At 40.0% G+C, this 22,284-nt stretch carries 14 protein-coding genes and 1 tRNA gene; 9 read left to right on the forward strand and 6 right to left on the reverse strand.

All coding sequences use genetic code 11. The annotated features are described in order from the left end of the window. The first annotated feature begins 250 nt into the window (after positions 1–250). Positions 251–1,060 (forward strand): polyphosphate kinase 2, encoded by an 810-nt coding sequence (gene ppk2, locus AAW12_RS06865; RefSeq protein ID WP_046672869.1) that lies wholly within the window; start codon positions 251–253, stop codon positions 1,058–1,060. Positions 1,061–1,144: 84 nt separating this feature from the next. On the opposite strand, the gene pckA is transcribed toward ppk2, so the two are convergent. Continuing rightward, entirely contained in the window at positions 1,145–2,764 is a 1,620-nt protein-coding gene (gene pckA / locus AAW12_RS06870) for a phosphoenolpyruvate carboxykinase (ATP) (protein WP_046672927.1), read from the reverse strand. A gap of 281 nt (positions 2,765–3,045) precedes the next feature. Between pckA and AAW12_RS06875 the strand changes: the two genes are divergently transcribed. Continuing rightward, positions 3,046–3,882 (forward strand): MBL fold metallo-hydrolase, encoded by an 837-nt coding sequence (locus AAW12_RS06875; RefSeq protein WP_046672870.1) that lies wholly within the window; start codon positions 3,046–3,048, stop codon positions 3,880–3,882. A 90-nt stretch (positions 3,883–3,972) separates the two neighbouring features. Here AAW12_RS06875 and AAW12_RS06880 read toward each other — a convergent pair whose 3' ends face one another. The 4 genes from AAW12_RS06880 to rpe form a co-directional block, all read right to left on the reverse strand. Continuing rightward, positions 3,973–4,845: a hypothetical protein gene (locus AAW12_RS06880; RefSeq protein ID WP_046672928.1), complete on the reverse strand. Its 873-nt coding sequence runs from the start codon at positions 4,843–4,845 to the stop codon at positions 3,973–3,975. 170 nt (positions 4,846–5,015) lie between these two features. Next, entirely contained in the window at positions 5,016–7,280 is a 2,265-nt protein-coding gene (locus AAW12_RS06885; RefSeq protein WP_046672871.1) for an aconitate hydratase, read from the reverse strand. Between the two features lie 49 nt (positions 7,281–7,329). Continuing rightward, positions 7,330–10,092, reverse strand: coding sequence for a bifunctional aconitate hydratase 2/2-methylisocitrate dehydratase (locus AAW12_RS06890; protein ID WP_046672872.1), 2,763 nt, complete (start codon positions 10,090–10,092; stop codon positions 7,330–7,332). Positions 10,093–10,450: 358 nt separating this feature from the next. Beyond that, positions 10,451–11,131 carry a ribulose-phosphate 3-epimerase gene (rpe, locus tag AAW12_RS06895; RefSeq protein WP_046672873.1) on the reverse strand — a complete coding sequence of 227 codons (681 nt, stop codon included), beginning with the start codon at positions 11,129–11,131 and terminating at the stop codon, positions 10,451–10,453. A gap of 151 nt (positions 11,132–11,282) precedes the next feature. Between rpe and AAW12_RS06900 the strand changes: the two genes are divergently transcribed. From AAW12_RS06900 to AAW12_RS06910, 3 genes are all read left to right on the forward strand, one after another. Then, complete coding sequence (locus AAW12_RS06900) at positions 11,283–13,400, forward strand: HD family phosphohydrolase (protein ID WP_046672874.1); 2,118 nt, start codon at positions 11,283–11,285, stop codon at positions 13,398–13,400. A gap of 127 nt (positions 13,401–13,527) precedes the next feature. Beyond that, a tRNA-Ser gene (locus tag AAW12_RS06905) sits at positions 13,528–13,614 on the forward strand. A gap of 550 nt (positions 13,615–14,164) precedes the next feature. Further along, positions 14,165–15,052 (forward strand): MBL fold metallo-hydrolase, encoded by an 888-nt coding sequence (locus AAW12_RS06910; RefSeq protein ID WP_053003557.1) that lies wholly within the window; start codon positions 14,165–14,167, stop codon positions 15,050–15,052. Positions 15,053–15,101: 49 nt separating this feature from the next. Here the strand turns inward: AAW12_RS06910 and AAW12_RS06915 are convergent, their stop codons facing one another. Then, complete coding sequence (locus AAW12_RS06915) at positions 15,102–15,971, reverse strand: helix-turn-helix domain-containing protein (RefSeq protein WP_084823098.1); 870 nt, start codon at positions 15,969–15,971, stop codon at positions 15,102–15,104. A gap of 469 nt (positions 15,972–16,440) precedes the next feature. Here AAW12_RS06915 and AAW12_RS06925 point away from each other — a divergent pair, with 469 nt between their 5' ends. The 4 genes from AAW12_RS06925 (at position 16,441) to AAW12_RS06945 (ending at position 22,284) form a co-directional block, all read left to right on the forward strand. Further along, on the forward strand, positions 16,441–17,313 hold the full coding sequence (locus AAW12_RS06925) for an SH3 domain-containing protein (RefSeq protein WP_046672878.1): 873 nt from the start codon (positions 16,441–16,443) through the stop codon (positions 17,311–17,313). 47 nt (positions 17,314–17,360) lie between these two features. Further along, positions 17,361–19,739: a hypothetical protein gene (locus AAW12_RS06930; RefSeq protein WP_046672879.1), complete on the forward strand. Its 2,379-nt coding sequence runs from the start codon at positions 17,361–17,363 to the stop codon at positions 19,737–19,739. 598 nt (positions 19,740–20,337) lie between these two features. Further along, positions 20,338–21,174 (forward strand): DUF3347 domain-containing protein, encoded by an 837-nt coding sequence (locus AAW12_RS06940; protein ID WP_046672881.1) that lies wholly within the window; start codon positions 20,338–20,340, stop codon positions 21,172–21,174. Between the two features lie 177 nt (positions 21,175–21,351). Beyond that, entirely contained in the window at positions 21,352–22,284 is a 933-nt protein-coding gene (locus AAW12_RS06945) for a TIGR01777 family oxidoreductase (RefSeq protein ID WP_046672882.1), read from the forward strand.

Here is a 22,284-nt window from a genome sequence, read left to right on the forward strand (position 1 = left end):
CGTACTCTTGAAGCGATCCCCCATTCAACAAAAAAGCTCGAAGTGGGGAACTCCGAGCTAACCTAACCAATTATTAACCTAAATTTATGAAAAGTCTTATTTATGCAAACAGCCTCTTTTGCTGTTTAGAATTCTAAACGTAAGTGAAGAGCTTATTATTACACATCCCATGTGGAATTATATGAAATTTGACGTTTTTTAACAATTCAATAAGTAACTTTAGGAAAACGAACGTATAAATCAATAGCATATGGCAGAATACGATTTAAATGAACTTCAGAAGATCTACGAAAACAAAGATGTTTTAAACTATCTGGAACAGCATGGCATTCTGGAGATAAAAAAATTCAATGATGTTTACGATTATGAAAAGGAGCTTTACGAGCTCCAAGTCAAGCTCTTAAAACTTCAATATGAAATCATTGAAAAAGGAAAACGGGTCCTGATTATTTTTGAAGGCAGGGACGCTGCGGGTAAAGGCGGTACAATTGGCCGTGTAACCCAATACCTGAATCCAAAAAAGGTGCGCGTTGTTGCATTGCCTAAGCCAACCGAAGAGGAAGCCGGACAATGGTATTTTCAACGATATATCAAACAGCTCCCCAATGCTGGGGAAATTGTGATTTTCGACCGCAGCTGGTATAACAGAGCTGTTGTTGAACCAGTATTTGGATTTTGCACCAAGGAACAGCACGAGCTGTTTATGAACCAAGTTCCTGAATTTGAGAAGCAGTTAATCGACGATGGCATCATCCTTATCAAATTATTCCTGAATATCAGCAAAGAAGAGCAGGCCGAAAGATTAAAAGAGCGAAAAGAAGATATCCTAAAACAATGGAAAATCGGTGTGCTGGACGAGCAGGCGCAGGAGAAATGGGATGTTTATACGGGTTATATCGAAGATTTATTTAAAAAGACAAGCACCAAAAAATCGCCTTGGTTAGAAATTACAAAAGATAACAAGAAAAAGGCCCGCTTAGCGTCCTTCAAACTGATTATCAATGCGCTTGTTGGAAGTGAGCAGGAAAAAATAGATTCTTTCGTTACAAAACACGACTAAATGACTGTCGGTCTAGAAAGGTATCATTATAAAAAAACAGGAGGAAAAGTATTTCCTCCTGTTTTTTTATGATATTAAAACGAATTAAGATACAAGTACCGTAGTTTCTATTTTAGGTCCTGCGGCCAGCACCGAGTCCGGCATTTCATTATTGAATTTTTCAAAATTCGAAATAAACAGCTTCGCCAAGCGTTTTGCTTGCATGTCATAAGCCTCATCATTGTTCCATAAGCCGCGTGCATCTAAAATTTGTGCAGGAACATGCTCTCCACAGCTCGTTGGATATTCCAATCCAAAAATATCATGCTTATTAAACTGAGATTCCAGTAGCGAACCGTCCATGGCCGCGCGAATTAGCGATCGTGTATAACTAAGCTTAATACGTCTACCTATTCCGTAAGGACCAGCAATCCAGCCTGTATTCACTAGCCAAACTTTGATGTTACGATTTTGCTCTAGTTTCGAACGCAGCAAGGCCGCATATTTTGAAGGATGGAGCGGTAAAAATGCCTGTCCAAAACAGGTTGAAAATGCTGCTGTAGGCTCCTTTATCCCGACCTCTGTACCGGCAACCTTTGCTGTATAACCACTGACAAAATGATATACCGCCTGATCGATGGTCAACAATGAAATGGGAGGAAGTACTCCAAAAGCATCAGCTGTCAGGAAAAAAATATTTTCGGGTTCATTGCCAATTCCATTTATTTCGGCATTTTCCATAAAATCAATGGGATAGGATACCCTCGTATTCTCTGTCTTGCTAATATCGTTATAGTCAGGTCGATCAAATTCATCCAACACAACATTTTCAAGGAGAGCCCCAAAACGAATTGCGTGAAAGATCTCAGGTTCTTTGTCTTCTGACAGCCCTACACATTTGGCATAGCAGCCGCCTTCGAAATTGAATATTCCCCTTTCGCTCCATCCATGCTCGTCATCACCAATCAACTTTCTGTTTCTATCAGCCGACAGCGTCGTTTTCCCTGTACCTGAAAGTCCGAAAAATAATGCTGTCTCCCCCGCTTTCGACGTGTTCGCCGAGCAGTGCATAGAAAGCACATTATGCTGGAATGGCAAAATAAAGTTCAATATTGAAAAAATGCTCTTTTTAATCTCCCCTGTATAACCAGTCCCTGCAATCAATACTATCTTTTTTGTAAAGTCAATCGCGACAAAATTTTCGTTGATAATGCCATATTGATGCGGCTCATCGATAAGCAGCGTCGGGGCGGCTAAAATCGACCAGGCTGGCTGGGCATCTGGATTTGGCTCCGGCCGTAGAAACAGGTTATTGGCAAATATACTTTGATAGGCTGTCTCCGTAACAACACGTAAATCTATTTGATAAGCTGGATCAGCCCCCGCAGCACAATCTCTTACATAGATGATTTTATCACTTAAGTGAGCCGCTACTTTCGAAAATAGTGCTTCAAAATTAGCCGGAGACATTCGTTGATTGATCTCTCCCCACCAAACGCTATCTTTAGTTAAAGAATCTTCGACCAGAAACCGATCTTTTGGCGATCTTCCAGTAAATTTCCCTGTATCAGCAGCAAGCGCTCCCGTATCAGAAAGTCGACCTTCGTGATTTGCTAAGGCATGTTCGACCAATTCAGAAACAGGCAATTGATAAAATACATTTTTTGTACTATCAATTTTTAAATATTTCAAATCAGGCGCGTTTCCAATGTTACCCTTTTTCATATTTTTTGTTTGTTTTAAAATGTGCCCAAATTTAACGGCATTTTTCGCTAAAAACAAAACTTAATTATCTAAAAATCAAGCTTATTGTACAAAAAACACAAAAACAAAACACTCATTAACAACAACTTATAGAGATAAAAAAAATTAAACTTTTTAGCATATTTTTTTAGCACATCAATTTATCACCATCAAAAAATATCACATATTTTTCGTAAATTGTTCCAAGCTTTACAAATATTAATAAGGTAAAAACAGATCATTAAAAGACATATCATCTGCGAATGAAATTACATGCCATAGAAACGGGATTTTTCAAACTTGATGGCGGTGCAATGTTTGGCGTTGTCCCCAAGAGTATCTGGAACAAAACAAACCCAGCCGACTCAAACAATATGTGTACCTGGGGAAACCGCCTGCTCCTCATCGAGGACAGTAATCGATTAATGCTGGTCGATACAGGATTGGGAGACAAACAAAATGAAAAATTCTTCAGCTATTATTATCTTCACGGCGATGCAACGCTGGATAAATCATTAAAAAATAGTGGGTTTGACAGAAGTGATATCACCGATGTCATCCTTACACACCTGCATTTCGACCATTGTGGTGGCGCTATCGCCCGCGAAGGTGAACAACTCGTTCCGGCTTTTAAAAATGCTCATTTTTGGAGCAATAGCGACCATTGGTCTTGGGCTACCGATCCTAATCCACGCGAAAAAGCTTCTTTCTTAAAAGAGAACATTTTACCAATACAAGAGAGTGGGCAATTAAAATTTGTCGAAGATCACCAAAATCCTTTCGGAAGCAATATTGCTATCCGTTATGCACACGGTCATACAGAAGCGATGATGCTGCCTCAGATACTGTATAAAGGCAAAACGATCCTCTATATGGCGGATCTATTGCCATCGGTGGGACATATTCCTATTCCTTATGTTATGAGCTATGATGTTAGACCTCTCGTGACCATGGAGGAACGCAACAGCTATTGGAATGAGATCGTCGATAATGAATACATCTTATTTTTCGAACACGATCCGATACATGAATGCTGTACACTTCAGCGTACTGAAAAAGGTATTCGGGTAAAGGATATTTTCAAACTGAGCGACATTTAGCTGAGACGTTTATAGAAGATGAAATAGGATATAAAAAGAATATACAAAAAAAGCTACTTTAAAAGTAGCTTTTTTTGTAACGAATATATTTTAAAATCTAAAGCCCAAAGCCCAGTAATTTTCAAAAAACCATATTTGTTGAGAGGCTTTATCTACCCCTCTTCTTCCAGTTGTACGAATGTTTGTTAAATCAGTCCAGCCCGTTTTGAAATTCCCCTGAAGGTAGAGTCCCTTATAAAAACGGTAGTGCAACCCAACTTTTGCCGAAGCGCCATACCCTGCAATGTTCCAAAAATGGTTGGCTCCTTCACCAAAAAGATGTACGTCGGAACGAGGAATCAATAAGCCTACATCCACACCCGATTCCATCGTCAATACCTGTTGACCCTTGCGGTTATTGATGATGTCGTCATAACGTTCCAGGCCTACTGAGGCAAAGTTATAGCCGTCGGTGTGTTCAAATGTCAGCATGGCCGAGTCTACAGTAATCAATTCACCGTTATATTGACCAGCGCGATTTCCTGTCGGAATACCAGGGTTAGAAATCTCTTCACCGATAAAACCCGAAATTTTCACCTGTTGTGGAATATCGACCACATATTTCATATGGTCCCATCCCAATGAAATGGAATAATTATCCTTGATATAATAACCAAAGTGCAGATTAAATTGCGGAATAGTCAGCCTGCTTGGGTCAAAATACGTTGAACCAAATTTAGTTGGCCTGTCACCCGCTTTTACATCATGCAGAATAAAGTCATAATTAGGTCCCGTAAAATGAATATCTGATTTCGCGTAAGAAGAGAAGTTGTACCCCCAAAAGAAGAAGAATTTGCCCTTGTTACTTTCTGTTCTCAAATTTTTCGGTTTGAAAATGCTTTTTCCTATCTCAGGATTTTCTTGGGCAAATAAGGCAGAAACACTTAGTGCAAGTGCTCCAATTGTTAAAAATATTTTTCTCATATCGGTGCTAAAAACGTTGGGCAAAAGTACCGGCATTCTATTTTATAAGCAAATAAAAACAATGGAAATTGGTAAAATATGACGAAGATCACAGAAATGTCATTCCGCTCAGGAAATAAAAAAAGCTGCTTTCCGGGAAAGCAGCTTTTCATTTTATTTCTAAAAAATTATTATCCTTGATTTTTGCGGATGATATTCAAAGCTCCACCGGCTTTAAACCACTCGATTTGTTGCGCATTGTAGGTATGATTCGCCAAAATCTCTTCCGAAGTACCATCAGCATGATGTAACACAAGCGTTAATGGTTTACCTGGAGCAAATTCTGTCAGACCGATAATATCAATGGTATCATTCTCCTGAATCTTGTTATAATCGTCTTTGTTTGCAAACGTTAATCCCAACATCCCTTGTTTTTTCAGGTTTGTTTCGTGAATACGGGCAAAAGACTTCACTAAAACAGCACGAACACCTAAATGACGAGGTTCCATCGCAGCATGCTCGCGGGAAGAACCTTCACCGTAGTTTTCATCGCCGACTACAATTGAACCAATACCGTGTGCTTTATAGTCCCGCTGTGTTGCAGGAACAGGACCATACTCGCCTGTAAGTTGATTTTTAACGCTATCAGTCTTCTCATTGAAGAAATTCAAAGCGCCAATCAACATGTTATTTGAGATATTATCCAAGTGACCACGGTATTTCAACCAAGGACCAGCCATAGAAATATGGTCAGTAGTACATTTACCTTTCGCCTTAATCAATAGTTTCAACCCTTTCAGATCCGTACCTTCCCATGGAGCAAAAGGCTCCAACAATTGAAGACGATCTGAAGTAGGCGCTACATCAACCACCACCGAACTACCATCAGCAGCTGGCGCTTGGTACCCTGGGTCATCTACCGCAAATCCCTTTGTTGGCAACTCATCCCCCACAGGTGGATCCAGCTTCACTTGTTCACCCTTGTTGTTTGTCAAGGTATCAGTTACCGGATTGAAACCCAAATCACCAGAAATTGCAATCGCAGCTACCAATTCTGGCGATGCAACAAATGCATAGGTATTTGGATTACCATCTGCACGTTTTGCAAAGTTACGATTGAAAGAGTGAACGATTGTATTTTTCTCTTGTTTATCGGCCCCTACACGATCCCACATACCGATACATGGACCACATGCATTTGTAAAAATTGTCGCATTGAGATCTTCAAAAGTTTTCAGCAAACCATCGCGATCAGCCGTAAAACGCACTTGCTCTGACCCTGGATTAATACCGAATTCAGCTTTTGTGATAAGCCCTTTATCAACAGCCTGTCTTGCAATAGAAGCCGCACGTGACAAGTCTTCATAGGAAGAGTTTGTACATGAACCGATCAATCCCCATTCAACTTGCAGAGGCCAACCATTTTTCGTTGCTTCTTCACGCATGCGTGAAACTGGTGTATACAAATCTGGTGTAAAAGGACCGTTTAGAGAAGGCTCTAATTCAGACAGATTGATTTCAATTAACTGATCAAAATATTGTTCTGGGTCAGCATAGACCTCAGCATCCGCAGTCAAATGCTGTTTTATAGCATTGGCCGCATCAGCTACTTCGGCACGCCCCGTAGCACGCAGATAACGTTCCATCGATTCGTCATAACCGAAAGTTGAGGTTGTTGCACCAATTTCAGCACCCATGTTACAGATGGTTCCCTTACCTGTACACGATAGAGACTCCGCACCTTCGCCAAAATACTCAACAATGGCACCAGTTCCACCCTTTACAGTCAAAATACCCGCGACTTTGAGGATCACATCTTTTGCTGCCGCCCATCCACTCAACTTACCCGTTAATTTTACACCGATCAGTTTCGGGAATTTAAGTTCCCAAGGTAGACCTGCCATCACATCACACGCATCAGCACCACCCACACCGATTGCAACCATACCTAAACCACCGGCATTCACCGTATGCGAGTCTGTACCGATCATCATACCGCCTGGAAACGCATAGTTTTCCAAAACGACTTGGTGAATAATACCAGCTCCGGGTTTCCAAAAACCGATACCATATTTATTGGATACAGAACTCAAAAAGTTGAATACTTCAGAACTTTCGCTTTTAGCACGAGCCAAATCTTTATCCGCACCCTCTTTAGCCTGAATCAGGTGATCACAGTGTACAGTAGAAGGAACCGCTACCTTTGGACGCCCAGCTTGCATAAATTGCAATAATGCCATCTGTGCAGTTGCATCCTGCATAGCAACGCGATCTGGGGCAAAGTCAACGTAAGAAACGCCACGTTTGTAATCCTCAGTAGCATTGCCATCCCAAAGGTGGGCATACAAAATTTTCTCAGATAAAGTCAAAGGTTTGTTAACCACCTGACGAGCAGCAGAAATGCGCTCATCATATTGGCTATAGACCTTTTTAATCATATCTATATCAAAAGCCATATCTCTCTAATTTATGTTGTTTAATTAAGTTACTAAACCCTATCACTAATTATTTTGTTGGAATAGGCGCAAACTTCGTTAAGTTAATGCCTTCCACAGCAGCTTTATATTCTTCAATATTCGGAATCCGGCCCAAAATCGCTGAAAGAACAACAACCGGAGTTGATGCTAATAAAGACTCCCCTTTTTTACCATCTCTGTCTTCAACAACACGTCCTTGGAATAAACGGGTTGACGTAGCCATTACCGTGTCACCTTTAGCTGCTTTCTCCTGGTTACCCATACAAAGGTTACAACCAGGACGCTCCAAATACATAATATTCTCGTATTCAGTACGCGCAGTACTTTTTGGTAAAGCATCGCTAAATTCAAATCCAGAGTACTTTTGTAAGAATTCCCAATCGCCTTCCGCTTTTAGCTCATCAATGATATTGTATGTTGGCGCTGCAACGACCAGAGGCGCTTCAAACGTAACAACACCTTTTTGCTGTTCAATGTTTTTCAACATCTTCGATACGATCTTCAAATCGTCTTTGTGAACCATACAAGAACCGACGAAACCTAAGTCCACCTTTTTGTTTCCACCGTAGTAAGAAAGATCGCGAATTGTATCGTGTGTATAACGTTTCGAAACATCTGCATTATTCACATCCGGGTCGGCGATCATCGGTTCTTCGATAATATCCAGATCAATAACAACTTCAGCGTAATACTTCGCATTGGTGTCTGGAGTTAAAGCAGGCTTAGCACCAGATTTAATTTCCTCTATACGTTTGTTCGCTTTGTCAATTAAGCCCTGCAAAACATTGTTTTTGTTTTCCATGCCTTTATCGATCATAATCTGGATACGGTTTTTAGCGATTTCCAATGATTCGATCAGCGTATTATCCTGGGAAATACAAATAGAAGCTTTCGCTTTCATTTCTGCAGTCCAGTCTGTAAAAGTAAATGCCTGATCCGCTAAAAGCGTACCGATATGAACCTCTATAATCCGACCTTGGAACACATTTTCACCAGCAAATTGCTGCAACATCTGCGCTTGTGTCGCATGAACCACATCACGGAAATCCATGTGTTCTTTCATACTGCCTTTAAACGTAACTTTGACCGATTCAGGGATTGGCATAGAAGCTTCACCTGTCGCTAAAGCTAGCGCCACCGTACCGGAGTCAGCACCAAAAGCAACACCTTTAGACATACGGGTATGTGAATCACCTCCGATAATGATTGCCCACTCATCAATGGTAATATCATTTAATACCTTATGAATAACGTCTGTCATCGAATGGTACACCCCTTGAGGGTCGCGTGCAGTGATCAATCCAAAATCATTCATAAATTTCATCAATTTAGGAATATTGGCTTGTGCTTTTTTATCCCATACCGATGCAGTATGACAACCTGATTGATAAGCCCCATCTACTGTAGGCGAAATTACTGTAGCAGCCATTGCTTCTAACTCCTGCGCAGTCATCAAACCTGTCGTATCTTGCGAGCCAACGATATTCACCTTCACACGAACGTCAGAACCCGCATGTAATACCTTACCTGGCGTTACACCTACCGCATTTTTATTGAAGATTTTCTCCACTGCTGTTAGACCCTGGCCTTCGATTGTGATTTCTTTTGAAGGGGCAAATACTGCTGGCGCTTGAATCCCTAAAGTTTCCGCTGCAAAAGTTTGGATCTTTTTACCAAAGACAATAGCATAAGAACCACCTGCTTTAATAAATTCCATTTTTTGAGGAGTCAAAGCTTTCGAAATATCGATTAGCTCCTGCTCGCCGTTATATAATTTTTTAGTCTTGGTATTAATTGTTAAGACAGTACCTGTAGCAACAGAATAAGCTTCTTCTAGAATTGGCTCGTTTTTCTCATTACGGATTACGTTACCATTTTCATCCACTTTCTTCACCCAGTTTTTAAGGTCTATACCGATACCTCCGGTCACGTCCACTGTTGTCAAGAAAATCGGTGAGATACCATTCGTACCACCAACAATTGGCGCAATGTTGACAAAAGGAACGTAAGGGCTCGCTTGTTTACCGGTCCATAGTGCAACGTTGTTTACACCCGACATACGAGATGACCCCACACCCATTGTTCCTTTTTCAGCAATTAACATAACGCTTTTACCAGGGTGTTGCGCCTGTAATTCAACGATTTGTTGCTGTGCTTCAGGTGTGATCATACATTTTCCATGTAATTCACGATCTGAACGCGAGTGTGCCTGGTTACCTGGCGATAATAAATCTGTCGAGATATCACCTTCACCAGCGATAAAAGTAACCACTTGAATTTCCTCAGCAACCTCAGGCAGTTTCGTGAAAAACTCTGCTTTTGCATAGCTTTCTAAAATATCTTTCGCTACCTCATTGCCTTGCTCAAAAGCTTCTTTCAAACGAGCGGTATCTGCGTCGTATAAGAAAACTTGTGTTTTAAGAACCTCAGCCGCCTGTTTTGCAATAGCTAGATCTGTACCCAAAGCCAGGTCCAATAAGACCTTGATTGAAGGACCACCCTTCATATGTGACAACAATTCAAAAGCAAAATCAGGTGTAATTTCAGCAACGACTGATTTACCCAAAATAATTTCCTTCAGAAATTGCGCTTTAACACCCGCTGCAGGCGTAGTACCCGGCAACGTGTTGTAAATAAACAATCTTAAAGATTCAGCTCTATTTTCATTGTTTAAATCTTTAATCTGAGCAATTACCTCACTTAGTAATTCTGCTCCGTCAAAAGGCTTAGGATGTAATCCTTGGCCTTCTCGTTCTACAACCTCTTGTACGTAATCGTTGTAAATACTCATAGATATCTATCTTTCTATTTTATGGGCAGCCTAAAAACACATTGTCTTTCTATGCTACCATGTCTGTAATATAATTAAGCTAATACGCCATCTATCGGGTCCCCCTAACAAATCACAAATTAACCCTTCCACTTCATGTTTTGAAGTTGATTCATTTGTCGTAAATCAACTTGTATGACTAATTACAAAAATAGTGAAAATCCAACTTTAAACGCATGCATTCCATTTATTTAAATCAATTTGGAATTGTTCTAAACAGAACTTATGCAATCCCGCCATCTTTCTTTGCAATCCACTATTTTGCATTTATTTCTTTCAAAAAAAAAGGTGATTTATATTATCAAATCACCTTTTCCTTTTATATACTTTCTACAGTTATATCAATGTCTTTTAATGCTTTCACAGTTTCCAAAGGATCTGTCGCGTTGAAGACAAATGAACCTGCCACCAGCACATCTGCTCCCGCTTTCAATAATTGTGCTGCATTCGCAGTCGTTACTCCCCCATCGATTTCAATCAGCAGTCCATCATTCACGCCTTGTGCCATCGCCCTTAGTTCCTGCACCTTGGCATAGGTATTTGGAATAAATTTTTGACCACCGAATCCCGGATTAACAGACATGATACACACCAAGTCTAAATCTGCAAGAACATCTTTTAATAGAGCAACCGGTGTATGTGGATTCAATGCGACACCAGCTTTACATCCCAATTCTTTTATAGCAGCTATTGTACGATGCAAATGTGTACATGCTTCGTAGTGCACGGTAATGATCTCAGCCCCCGAATCTTTACATACCTGCAGATAACGATCGGGATCAACAATCATCAAATGTACATCCAAAGGTTTAGCAGCATGTTTTGCAATAGCCTGCATAACTGGAAATCCAAAAGAGATATTTGGAACGAAAACACCGTCCATAATATCAATATGAAACCAATCTGCCTCACTGTTGTTTACCATGATGATATCATCGTATAATTTTGCAAAGTCTGCAGCAAGAACGGATGGTGCAATTAGATGTGATTTTGTTGACATGTTGTATTTTTTTTGCAAAGATAACAAGTATTTTTTGTTCATCACAGCATTTACCCGATTTAATACCTACAAACGACAATTGGCAGAAGCTGCAGAAAATAAATTATAACTACATTTGTATATTAACATTATATTAAAAATATAGCTCACAGTGGGAAGACTAAAAATAAAGTACAAAAGAGAATTAAATACAACGGAGAACCTCGTCCGAAAAATTGGATTAATACTTATCACTATTATTCTGATCTGTATATTCCTTCCCAAACAGCCTCGTTTTCGCTATGAATTCCAAAAAGGAAAAGTATGGAATCATGAGAATCTGATATCACCCTATAATTTCGCCATATTAAAAACGCAGGAAGAATTGAATGCGGACAAGAAAAGTATCTTGAACACGATTCAACCGATTTATAATGCCAATACGACGACAAGCAAAGAGCAAATTGATCAGTTCAATACCGATCTGGCCGAAAAATGGCAAAGCAGCAAGCTGGATACAACACATGAGAATATTGCGGATTATAGAAATGCCGGCAATGCCATCTTAAGCCATCTCTATGGCAAAGGCATCCTTTCATTGAACAATCGGTTTCAGAACCGCAGCAATGACAAATCTCCAGCTTCCAAGCATTACAACTTCACACTGATCCAGGACAAAGTTGCCAGTCAAAAAAACACGGCCGACTGTTACACCATCGAAAGCTCCTATGGTTACATGGATGAGATCATGCCCAAATTGACCAAAATAAAACAAAAGAGCTGGCTCGAGGAGACTTTAAAAAACTATATTACCATTAACTATATTTATAACGACCAGCAGACGGAGGCCTTGGAACAGAATGCCATTGCTAATATTTCAGCGACACGGGGTGTAGTCCAAAAAGGCGAACTGATCGCCGAAAAAGAAAAAATAATTTCCAATGAGACTTACCAGAAACTCGAGTCGCTTCGTAAGGTATACGAAGATGAAGGCAAGATCAGCGGAAATCAAAACTATGTGACCCTGGGGCAATTTCTGATTATCTCGCTCGCCCTTTCAATTCTAATGGTATTCCTTTTTCTTTTCCGCAAGGACATCTATTTCAACAATAGATTGCTGGTCATTATCATGATTGTCATTATAGGTATGCTCGGCGTCCTATCCTGGGCCATTAAAATCAAGATACCGAATCTTTACTATATGCCGTTTTGTGCTGTCCCTATTATAATCCGTATTCTTTTTGATACGCGTGTGGCGCTCAATATCCATCTGTTGATGGTGCTGCTGGCGGGGCTTTTTGTACCAAATAGTTTTGAGTTTGTCTTCCTGCAATTTATGGCGGGCATCGTTGCGATCTATAGTATTAAAACATTGGTCAAACGGGAGCAGCTGTTCATTTCCTCGGCTATCATCCTCGGCACCTATTGGATTGCTTATATCGGCCTGGTCGTCACAAGAAACGGATCAATAGACACCATTTACTGGTCTGACCTTCTTCCCTTTTTCGTAAGTGTCATGATTACTTTATTGGCTTACCCGATGATCTATGCATTCGAAAAGTTGTTTGGCATTGTCTCTGATCTCACACTCATGGAACTTACCAATAGTAATTCCAAATTATTGCGGGAACTTTCTTTTAAAGCTCCGGGAACCTTTCAGCACTCCCTACAGGTGGCTAATCTAGCGGAAGCCGCTATCTACAAAATCGGCGGAAATCCGCTGCTGGTTCGCGCCGGAGCCCTTTACCACGATATCGGAAAATTGACAAACCCCCAATTTTTTATCGAGAACCAGAAGACAGAAAAAAATCCGCATGATGAGCTTTCACCGGAACAAAGTGCGCAGATTATTATATCACATGTCATCAAAGGGGTCGATATTGCCAAAAAACATCAATTGCCTGACGTGATCCTTGATTTTATCCGCACACACCACGGAACGACACGTGTTGACTACTTTTATAACGTTTTTGTCAAGAACAACCCCGACAAACTGGTGGACGAGTCTTTATTTACCTACCCCGGCCCTATTCCTTTTTCAAAGGAAACAGCCGTACTCATGATGGCAGATTCGGTCGAAGCCGCATCCCGTGCGTTAAAAGAACCATCGGAAGAGTCTATCAATAATCTTGTCGATAAGATTATTGAACATAAATTGATGCGGGGGCAGTTCAATAATAGTAACATTACGCTAAAAGATATCACCGAATCGGCAGTTATTTTTAAGGCAATGCTCAAAAGTATCTACCATGTTCGGGTAGACTACGATTTAAGCAAAAAAACAATGTAATTTTAATTGTCAAACAACAAATTGAATTTCAAACGCTTATTGCAACGTTACATTTTTTTTGCATTTTTTTTATTATTTAGACTTTGCAGAATCAAATAATTGCCTTATGTTTGCAATGTCAAAACGAGGAAGGGTGCCTGAGTGGCCGAAAGGAACAGTTTGCTAAACTGTCGTACTGGAAACGGTACCGCGGGTTCGAATCCCGCCTCTTCCGCAGACAACAGCGCTTTCAGAGAAATCAGAAAGCGCTTTTTTTTGTTTCTGGTGAAAAAACAGCACCTCGTTTAAAATCCAGCAGAAAGCGATTCATGAGGACAAGACAGTTCAAGAACACCTATAAAATTTAGCTATCGAATCCTACTCTTCACACGGTCCATCGCAATCCGTACAATTTTAAAACAATTGAAAAAAATGTTTTAAAAATTGTCAAGCCAATTAGGGCTGACGTCCTCGGGTTGTGTTCGTATTGTGTTCGTACCACCTTCGGAGATGAACAATCTGGCGACCATTAGTGACCTGATTCCGACCAGATAATTCCTGTGCAGGGTCTGGTCGGAATCAGGTCAGCATCTGTACAATATCTGTATCGCATCCGAATAAGGTACGAAGCAGGTACGAACAAAAGGCAAGTTACATTCCTGAACATCGTTGTACAGTCTTTAGGCCCCAATAAGTATTGTAAATATTTTATCAATTTATTACATTGTGTTTGATTTTCATAACGCTATTAGATTGTTAAAAGCAATTTGTTCAACTTTGGCAATATGAAACAGCTTAAAAGAACAGGTCATCTACAAATTCCCTTCGGTACGCTCGAGCTTGTACTCCTGACAGATGGTTATTTTACACTCGAAACATTACAGCCTACCCTTGCCCCAAAAATACCGTCTCAACTAGTCGAAACGGAACTGCAAAGGCTTTCACTTTCAACAAAGATCTACCAAGCGCCCATCATCATCATGCTGATTAAACAACGGAATCGATACATACTCATTGATACTGGTGAGGGACATTATGACACTGACAATGCCGGAAATTTAACGGAAAGTCTGCTTTTAGCGAATATTGACCGTAATAAAATAACAGATATTCTCATTACGCACGCACATCGCGACCATATCGGTGGCATATTAGATGCCGATGGTTTACCCAATTATCCAAACGCAACTTACTACATGGCTAAACCCGAATTTGAGTTCTGGATGTCAGATCGTCCTGATTTTTCCAAGAGCGAAAATCCAGAAATTGCTCAAACTAGCGTCGATTTAATACGAAAAACACTCGTTGCTATTGAGGTCAAATTACAGCTATTTGAACCGGGCGATCAACTATTTTCCTGCATTCATACAGAATCAGCAGCTGGGCATACCCCAGGCCATATCATCTATACAATAAAATCCGACAACAGAGCAATTACAAATCTTGTCGATCTGATACATTCACCGATCCTAGTTTCCCAGCCTCATTGGGGAACTCAATGGGATATTGACTTCCATCGTGCTGTCGATACACGGATAAAAATACTTGATCGCTGTTATCGAGAACAGACACTTGTGGTCGCATCCCATATGCCTTGGCCAGGGATAGGCTTCATTGGTAGAAAAAACAACGGTAAAGAATTGGAGTGGATTCCTAAAAACAGCATTAACTAAAATGTCTTTTCAAAAAAACACACAGCAGATAGCTATTTTGCTTGAACCGCTATTCTTCAACCTCCTGCATTCCTGAATGCTCCAAAAACTGACGTGGAGATACCCCATTATGCCTTTTAAAATAATTGGAAAAACCCGCTAGATCATTGAAATTAAGATCTACTGCAACTTGTTTGATCGATTTCCCTGCACATAGCAATTCAGACGTAATAACATTAACAACTTCTTTCGCGATAAAAGAATTGGCATTCATATCGAGGTGCTTCCTGCAGAACACATTCAGGTAATTTGCAGAGACACCTAATTTATCCGCATAATATTTGACCGAACGATGCTCCCGACCAAATGCCAAAAGTAACAACGAAAAACGTGTGAGAAGAGGTTCAAGTTTACCTTTTTTCCTATGTTTTAATTTCCCCACAACTTCTCGGTTGAACATTAATGCTATAATCCTGAATTTTGAAAAAATAATCTCCTTCATCCCCCGTTTGAATACTAACTCCCGATCGATCCCCTTAAACTCATTCAACATTTCCCGAAAAACCCTAGCCGAAAGTTTCATCACAGGATTATTTTTATAATAATCAATCGGATAAATAAAAAAGTTTTCAAATGTCTTAAAAAGCCGCCCGGAAACAAATACGGTATGTGATTTCGTACCTGTCCAAATATCCCAGTTATGAATCTGGCCAGGAAAGACCATGTGTAACTGCTTACAATTTATTTCATAAGCAACCCCATCGATAATATGCGTGCCACCACCTCTTTCAAACAACAAAAACGAAAAAAAATCAAGTCCGACAGGCTCATTTCTAAACATCTGCCGCTCAGTCTTGAAATATAGAATCTCTTCTTTTGTCCCCTTCAATTCTTGAAAATATGCAAAATGCTCTATTTCATAATTTTTGTTTTTCATCATATCCAATCATTTGTAGCAAATGACATTTTCAACATCTTTCACAATGATCAAAACGCCATCCCTATAATTCTAGGAAACCTGTCATATCTGGTGAAGAAATTCATCAATCTCCCTCATAGTATCGAATTAAAATAACATTGAATTTATCGATTCTCAAAACATGGGCAGCGAAATGAATGATTTGATAAAGCATATTGATGAATTTTATAAACGATTTTTCCATTTCACCTACTATCAACAAGAAATAATTAGAATAAAACAGGCCTCTATTCGCAAAAAATAGAACTAGTAATACAAGCGTTCTTTCAACTGATATACTTACTGAACAAATAGCTCTTTTGATCCCTAATAAGAGCAACATATCTACGGTTAAAAATATCATTTCTGGCACTTTACAAAAAAATACCTGAAACCAGTGATAAGGGGTATGGACCAATTCAGCTATTTTTGCTGGAAAGAAGAGTGAAAAATGAAAAAGTTAATTGGATGCTATTTAGTCATTTTAAGTATCGGACCACTTTGCTTAAAAGCGCAGGAAAATCTAAAGTTTGACGATAATTTCAACGTATGGAACATACAGAAAGGCCAGTCAGCAACTGTTTTTGCAGCCAAAGCTTATGTCCGTGCTCAACCCAGTCTAAAGGCAGCAATCGTAGATTCTTTATCCGTCGGAAATGTCGTTACGATCAATAGTAATCCCATCAAAGGAAATACACTAAAAAATTTTTATGCTCCTTGGTATGAGATAAGTTATTCCGACGGTAACAGCAAAAAGAATGGATTTATTTGGCTTGGACTATTAGCGCTCGGAAAACAGACCGCTTCAGACGGCTCGCAATATATTTACGGTTTTGAACGTTTTACCAAAGGTATCAAGGAAGAGGAACAGGATCATTTTTCAACCGGTGTAAAACTTATCGACGCAAATGGAAATTTTCTAGCTGAACACACCTTCCCTTTCGCCTATTCAGAACAAAGCTTCTCCCAAAGTAAATTGCTGCCTGCAATGGGGCTGCAAAATGTCAAACACATCATCCGCATTGAATTTCTGGGCGAAGCCTGTGGCATACCCTCTGAATATAGCTATGTGGCCTGGACGGGACGGCAGCTGGTTGATCTTCCTAGCCGATATTCGGTTAGTGATGCTGGTGTGTTCTATTACGATGAAAAGATTCTTTTCCCTTCCGAACACGGAAAAAATAATCAGATTATCTATAAATACATTGAAGAGGGAGAAGTTATCGACGATAATGCGGAAAATCCAAATTTTAGGGTCACAAAAAAGAGTGAAGAATTTCTATGGAACGGTATTGGATTTGAAAAGCTTTCGAAAGCTAAATAGTATTTTCCACAGATTTCAATATACTGAATACATACAAGAATTAATAAATGGAAGAAAAGAATATATATGATTTGTTCTATAGCGGACAATTAGACCTCTTTATTATTGAAGGAGAAAATCAACTACGACAAAACGATCAAGATGTGACGCTTTGGACACACCTCGCCATCGCCTACCACGATCAGGTATTTTATGAGGGCCACGAAGCTATTTTCGATGTGATTCAGGAAAAAATGATTCCCTATTTTCAAAAAGCATTGGCCATCGAACCTGATCATGAAACGACCCTATATCATATACTGAATTATGTTTTAGACAATCAAGCAACACTGGCGCAAATTGGTCGACCAAAATCCCATATTACCGAAAACAACAAAGGTTTATTTGTCGAATATGCAAAAAAATTAATCGCTTCCCCAAATATGTCCGGATATGGGCACAACTATTTAACCAATATCTACGAGGGGCTCCAGGATGACACAGCATTGCTCCCAGCTTTGGAGGCGAGTATTGATTTCGTTAAAGAAACATTCAAGGATGAGCGAGAAACCTCTGATCATAATTTTTCCCTCTTTTGGATAAAGAAAATATATCTGCTCGACCGTACAAAACAGATCAATGCATCCAATATTTTAGCTTTAATGGAAGCAGATTTCAAGCATTTCATCAGCAGCAATGAAATGAATTATGTGGATCTTGCTGAAATTGCTTACGAAAACAAAGCAATCGACCTAGCATTGCAGATTTTACTTAAGCTCATCAAAGGGGAAAACTCAGCCGTGCATATCCATCAGGAGCTGGTTAAATGGCATACTCGATTTGAAGAATTGATTGCCGAGGGGTACGAGCACCCTGAAGTCTTCTACTATCAGCTTATCATTGAGCGTAATTACTCGGAAGAAATCGGAATCCCGCTTGACTATTATTATCTCCATGCACTCAAATTGATCGACGCCTATCCTGACTCTTACGTCGGTTACCATTTTGCGGCAGCCTATCTCTATGACGAGGGACAGTATGCTGCTGCTATTCCATATCTGACTATGGTGGGTGAACGGAAATGGAATGCAACATCCTGGCGACGTCTAGTTGAATGCACTTTTAAAGCCAATGGAACAGTTTACGATCAGGTCCCTACTTTCAATGACCTTCCCCGTGAATGTTACAATGAAGCTGTTACGCTGTCTGATTTCATTCACTCCCTGGACAACTTAACAACAGTCGATCAGTCTGCACTACAATTGCTCCTCCTCGGACTTTACCGTCAAGCCTACGACGCCTTCAAGGACTATTTTGAACAAAATAAATACGAAAGTGACTATTTTGGAGGCAGTCACAATAGGGCCATGAATTGCAATAATCTAGCTTTAGCTTATAAAGAAGCCGGTGAATTGGAAACCTGTTACGCTATCGCAACCGAAGGATTAAGCTATTCCGACTTTGAAGAACTTCATTTCACCCGAGCCGATACCTTGTCAGCCTTGGAAGATTACGTACGTCTCGAGCAAGTACTTCAACAGTACTTTGACACCTATCAGATCTCGTTGGAAGCCACTCTTGCGCAGCAAGAATTTACTTCGGAAGAAGACGAAGAGGACGAAGAAACGGAGTCTGCCATATTTCCTCCTTGTTACCGCATGCTTATGCATCAAATCGACGTCGAATATCAACTGGGTCGTACAGCGGACATTCAATCCCGGGCTCAACAGCTTCTCGAGTTTATTTACAAATTCTATATTGATCATCCCAATTTAGACGAATATCACTACCGTGACTTTGAAGCGTCAAAGAATGGGATCGAGCATATCATTTATCAGATAACTGAACAGGATAATTTAGCGCAACGCATCTCTTATTACGAACAAATGGCTAAACAATATCCACACGAGGCCCAGCCTCACTATGTGTTGATGCAGCTATATAATGAAAAGAGCAACTACAAATCCATGAACATCGCTGCGCAGAAATACCTTAAAAATAAACCGGAATTTATTATCGACAATTTCGACAAGGCAAAGACACTCTATCTCATCATTAAAAGCCATTATTACCTTAAGGAATTTAGTGAAGGTAAGGAAACATTCCAAAAGCATGATAACTGGGTCCAATCGATCATGGAGCCTAATGACTATGTTCTTTGGTTAAAATTCGGAATTGAACTTTTGGCCGAAAGCGGAGCTATAAATGAAGTAGATAAATACGTCAAAGTTTTCAACAGTATTTATGCCCAAAACGATTGGGGTTATGACGATGATGTCGAATCGGTTAAATTGGCAGAAGCACATGTGAACTATAAAACTGGGAATCTGAAAAAAGCACACAGCTTACTGGATGAAGTGCTTTCCTATTCGGATCACTCTCCTTTGGCTGATGAATATAAACGTACCTGGAAAAAGCCAGGCTTCTTCTCTGGCTTTAAATTTTAAGTACTTCTTTGCTTTAAAAAAAAAAGAATTTCAAACGTCACTCCATGTTATTCGGCCCTCTCGCCCCAAATAACATGGAGCGAATAAAAAAGTCCTTAATGTCAAAAAACGTTAAAAGAGGAAGCAGATTCTACCCAAAACAACTATATTTGAACTGACATGGCAATTAAGCGACTTATACTACTTTTTTTAACCTTAGGTTTCCTGTTGAGTGCACCCGGCGCTTTTGCCTGCCATAAAATGAATGCACACAGCAGTCATACCCAAGATGATGCTACCACTGACAAAAAGGGCCATTGTTGCGCAAAATTTAAATCTTCCAAAAAAAAGGCTTTCTGTAAACATCATAAAGCCTGTAAAAATTGTAATTGTCAATGTGCTTATAGTTGTACGATTTTGGCAATTTCCAACCCTCTTGAAAAAGGTCATGAGCTTTGCGGTATAGCCATCAAAAAAAATTATAAACCCATAGCGCCAACATTTATTTCTGAAGGATATTTCTGTCCCTGGGTTCCGCCAAAAATAAGTTAATTCTCGTATTGATCATTTATCAATCATTTTTGATTACTTATTTTTATATATTCTTTTATCCAATCATATGAAAATCCAACACTATATCATAACAGGGGCTTTAGTGCTATCCTCTTTGACAAACTATGCACAAGACAACAACACCGTGAACAACAATGTTAAAATTGCCGGGAACTGCGGTATGTGTAAAAAAACAATAGAAAATGCAGGAGCCGCCGCTCAGGCGAAAGTTGAATGGAATGAAGACAACCAAACAGCGACAATAGCCTATGACGCAAAGAAAACGTCCTTAGATGCTGTATTGAAAAGTATCGCCGGAGCAGGCTACGACAATGAAAAATACCTTGCTGCCGAAGATACCTATGCTAAGCTTCACACTTGCTGTCAATACGAAAGGAATTTAGCTCCTCCAGCTTCAGACGCCCCCCAAGACGCAACCATTGCAGCGGTAGCTTCAGTAGATAACATCAGCAACGCAAGCAACTTTCAAAAGATCTATGACCAATACTTTCTGCTTAAAGATGCGCTTATAGCAGCGGATAGTAAACAAGCTGCAGGCCTCGCAAACGATCTTGCCGATGCCATTGCTAAAATCAAAACTGCTGATCTAACGCAAGCGGAACAGGACGTCTGGAAAACCAAAACAGCATCACTCAAAGCCATTGTAAAGGGCCTACAACAGGCCAAGGATATCAGCAAACAACGAGAAGCCTTTGCAATTTTGTCAGAAGATATCTATAGTTTGTCCAAAACCTCAAAACCATCTTCTGCTGTTTATTATCAAAAGTGCCCGATGTTTAACAAAGGTAAAGGTGCCACTTGGTTAAGCCGTCATAAAGAAATCAAAAACCCTTACTATGGCGCACAGATGCTGACCTGTGGTAGCACAGTTCAAACGCTTTAACAAATAACGTCACTTAATCGACTCTTAAAAGGTTTATCTCGTCGGGAGATAAACCTTTTTTTGTAATTGCTGCCGCAATGATTGATTTTTTATAAACCAAAATAGTATATTTAATATCAGCAGAAATAGGTTCGCTTAAATGACAACATGCGTATATTATAAAACAAGGTTCAATTCATGGAAAAAGTAATTATTACAGGTGGTGCCGGAGCTATAGGTCTTCATTTAACAAAACTATTGGTTGCCAATTTCTATGAAGTTATTATTTTTACTAGAAATCCGAAATCCCATCCCGCGCAGCCGAATGTCAGATACGTACACTGGGATCCCTATAAGCGAGAGATAGACGCCAAATCAATTCAGGAGGCCGATTATATCATCAACCTGGCAGGCGCAAACCTCAATGCCAAACGCTGGACAAAAGCATATCAGCAAGAAATTATTGCCAGCCGGGTAGAAAGTGGAAAACTGCTCTACCAAAGTCTTAAACAACTGCCTAATCAGGTAAAAGCAGTTATATCTGCCTCCGCTATAGGCTGGTATGGAACGGACGATCCCTACCAAAAAAGACCTTTTACAGAAGGAGACCCTCAAGGGGGCAATTTTCTATCCTGGGTTTGCAACCTCTGGGAAGGAAGCGTAAAACCTATTGAAACATTGGGAAAAAGACTCGTTGTCTTCCGTTTTGGAGTCGTTATCAGTAAGGATCAGGGAATGCTAAAAGAAATCGGACGCTTCCTACCCTTCCGTTCAGTTCCGATATTGGGTTCTGGCAAACAGATGCTCAGTTGGATCCATATGGATGATCTCTGCCGCATGCTGTTATTTGGTATACAAAATAATACCATAGCCGGGATTTATAATGCCTGCTCGTCCGAACCGCTTCCGCTTGCCGAGTTTACCAAAAGAATAGCGAAACGTCAATACGGTCCAATCTACATACCTCTCCCAGTCCCATCACTAATGATTAAGCTGATGCTCGGAAAAAAAGGAGAGGAAATGGTACTCAATGGGACATGGGTGAGCAACAAAAAGATTGTTCAGGAGAAATTCCCTTTTAAATATCCCCTTTTGGACAATAATTGTATAGATAACTTACATATTGATTAA

Source organism: Sphingobacterium sp. Ag1 (assembly GCF_000988325.1).
GTDB lineage: Bacteria > Bacteroidota > Bacteroidia > Sphingobacteriales > Sphingobacteriaceae > Sphingobacterium.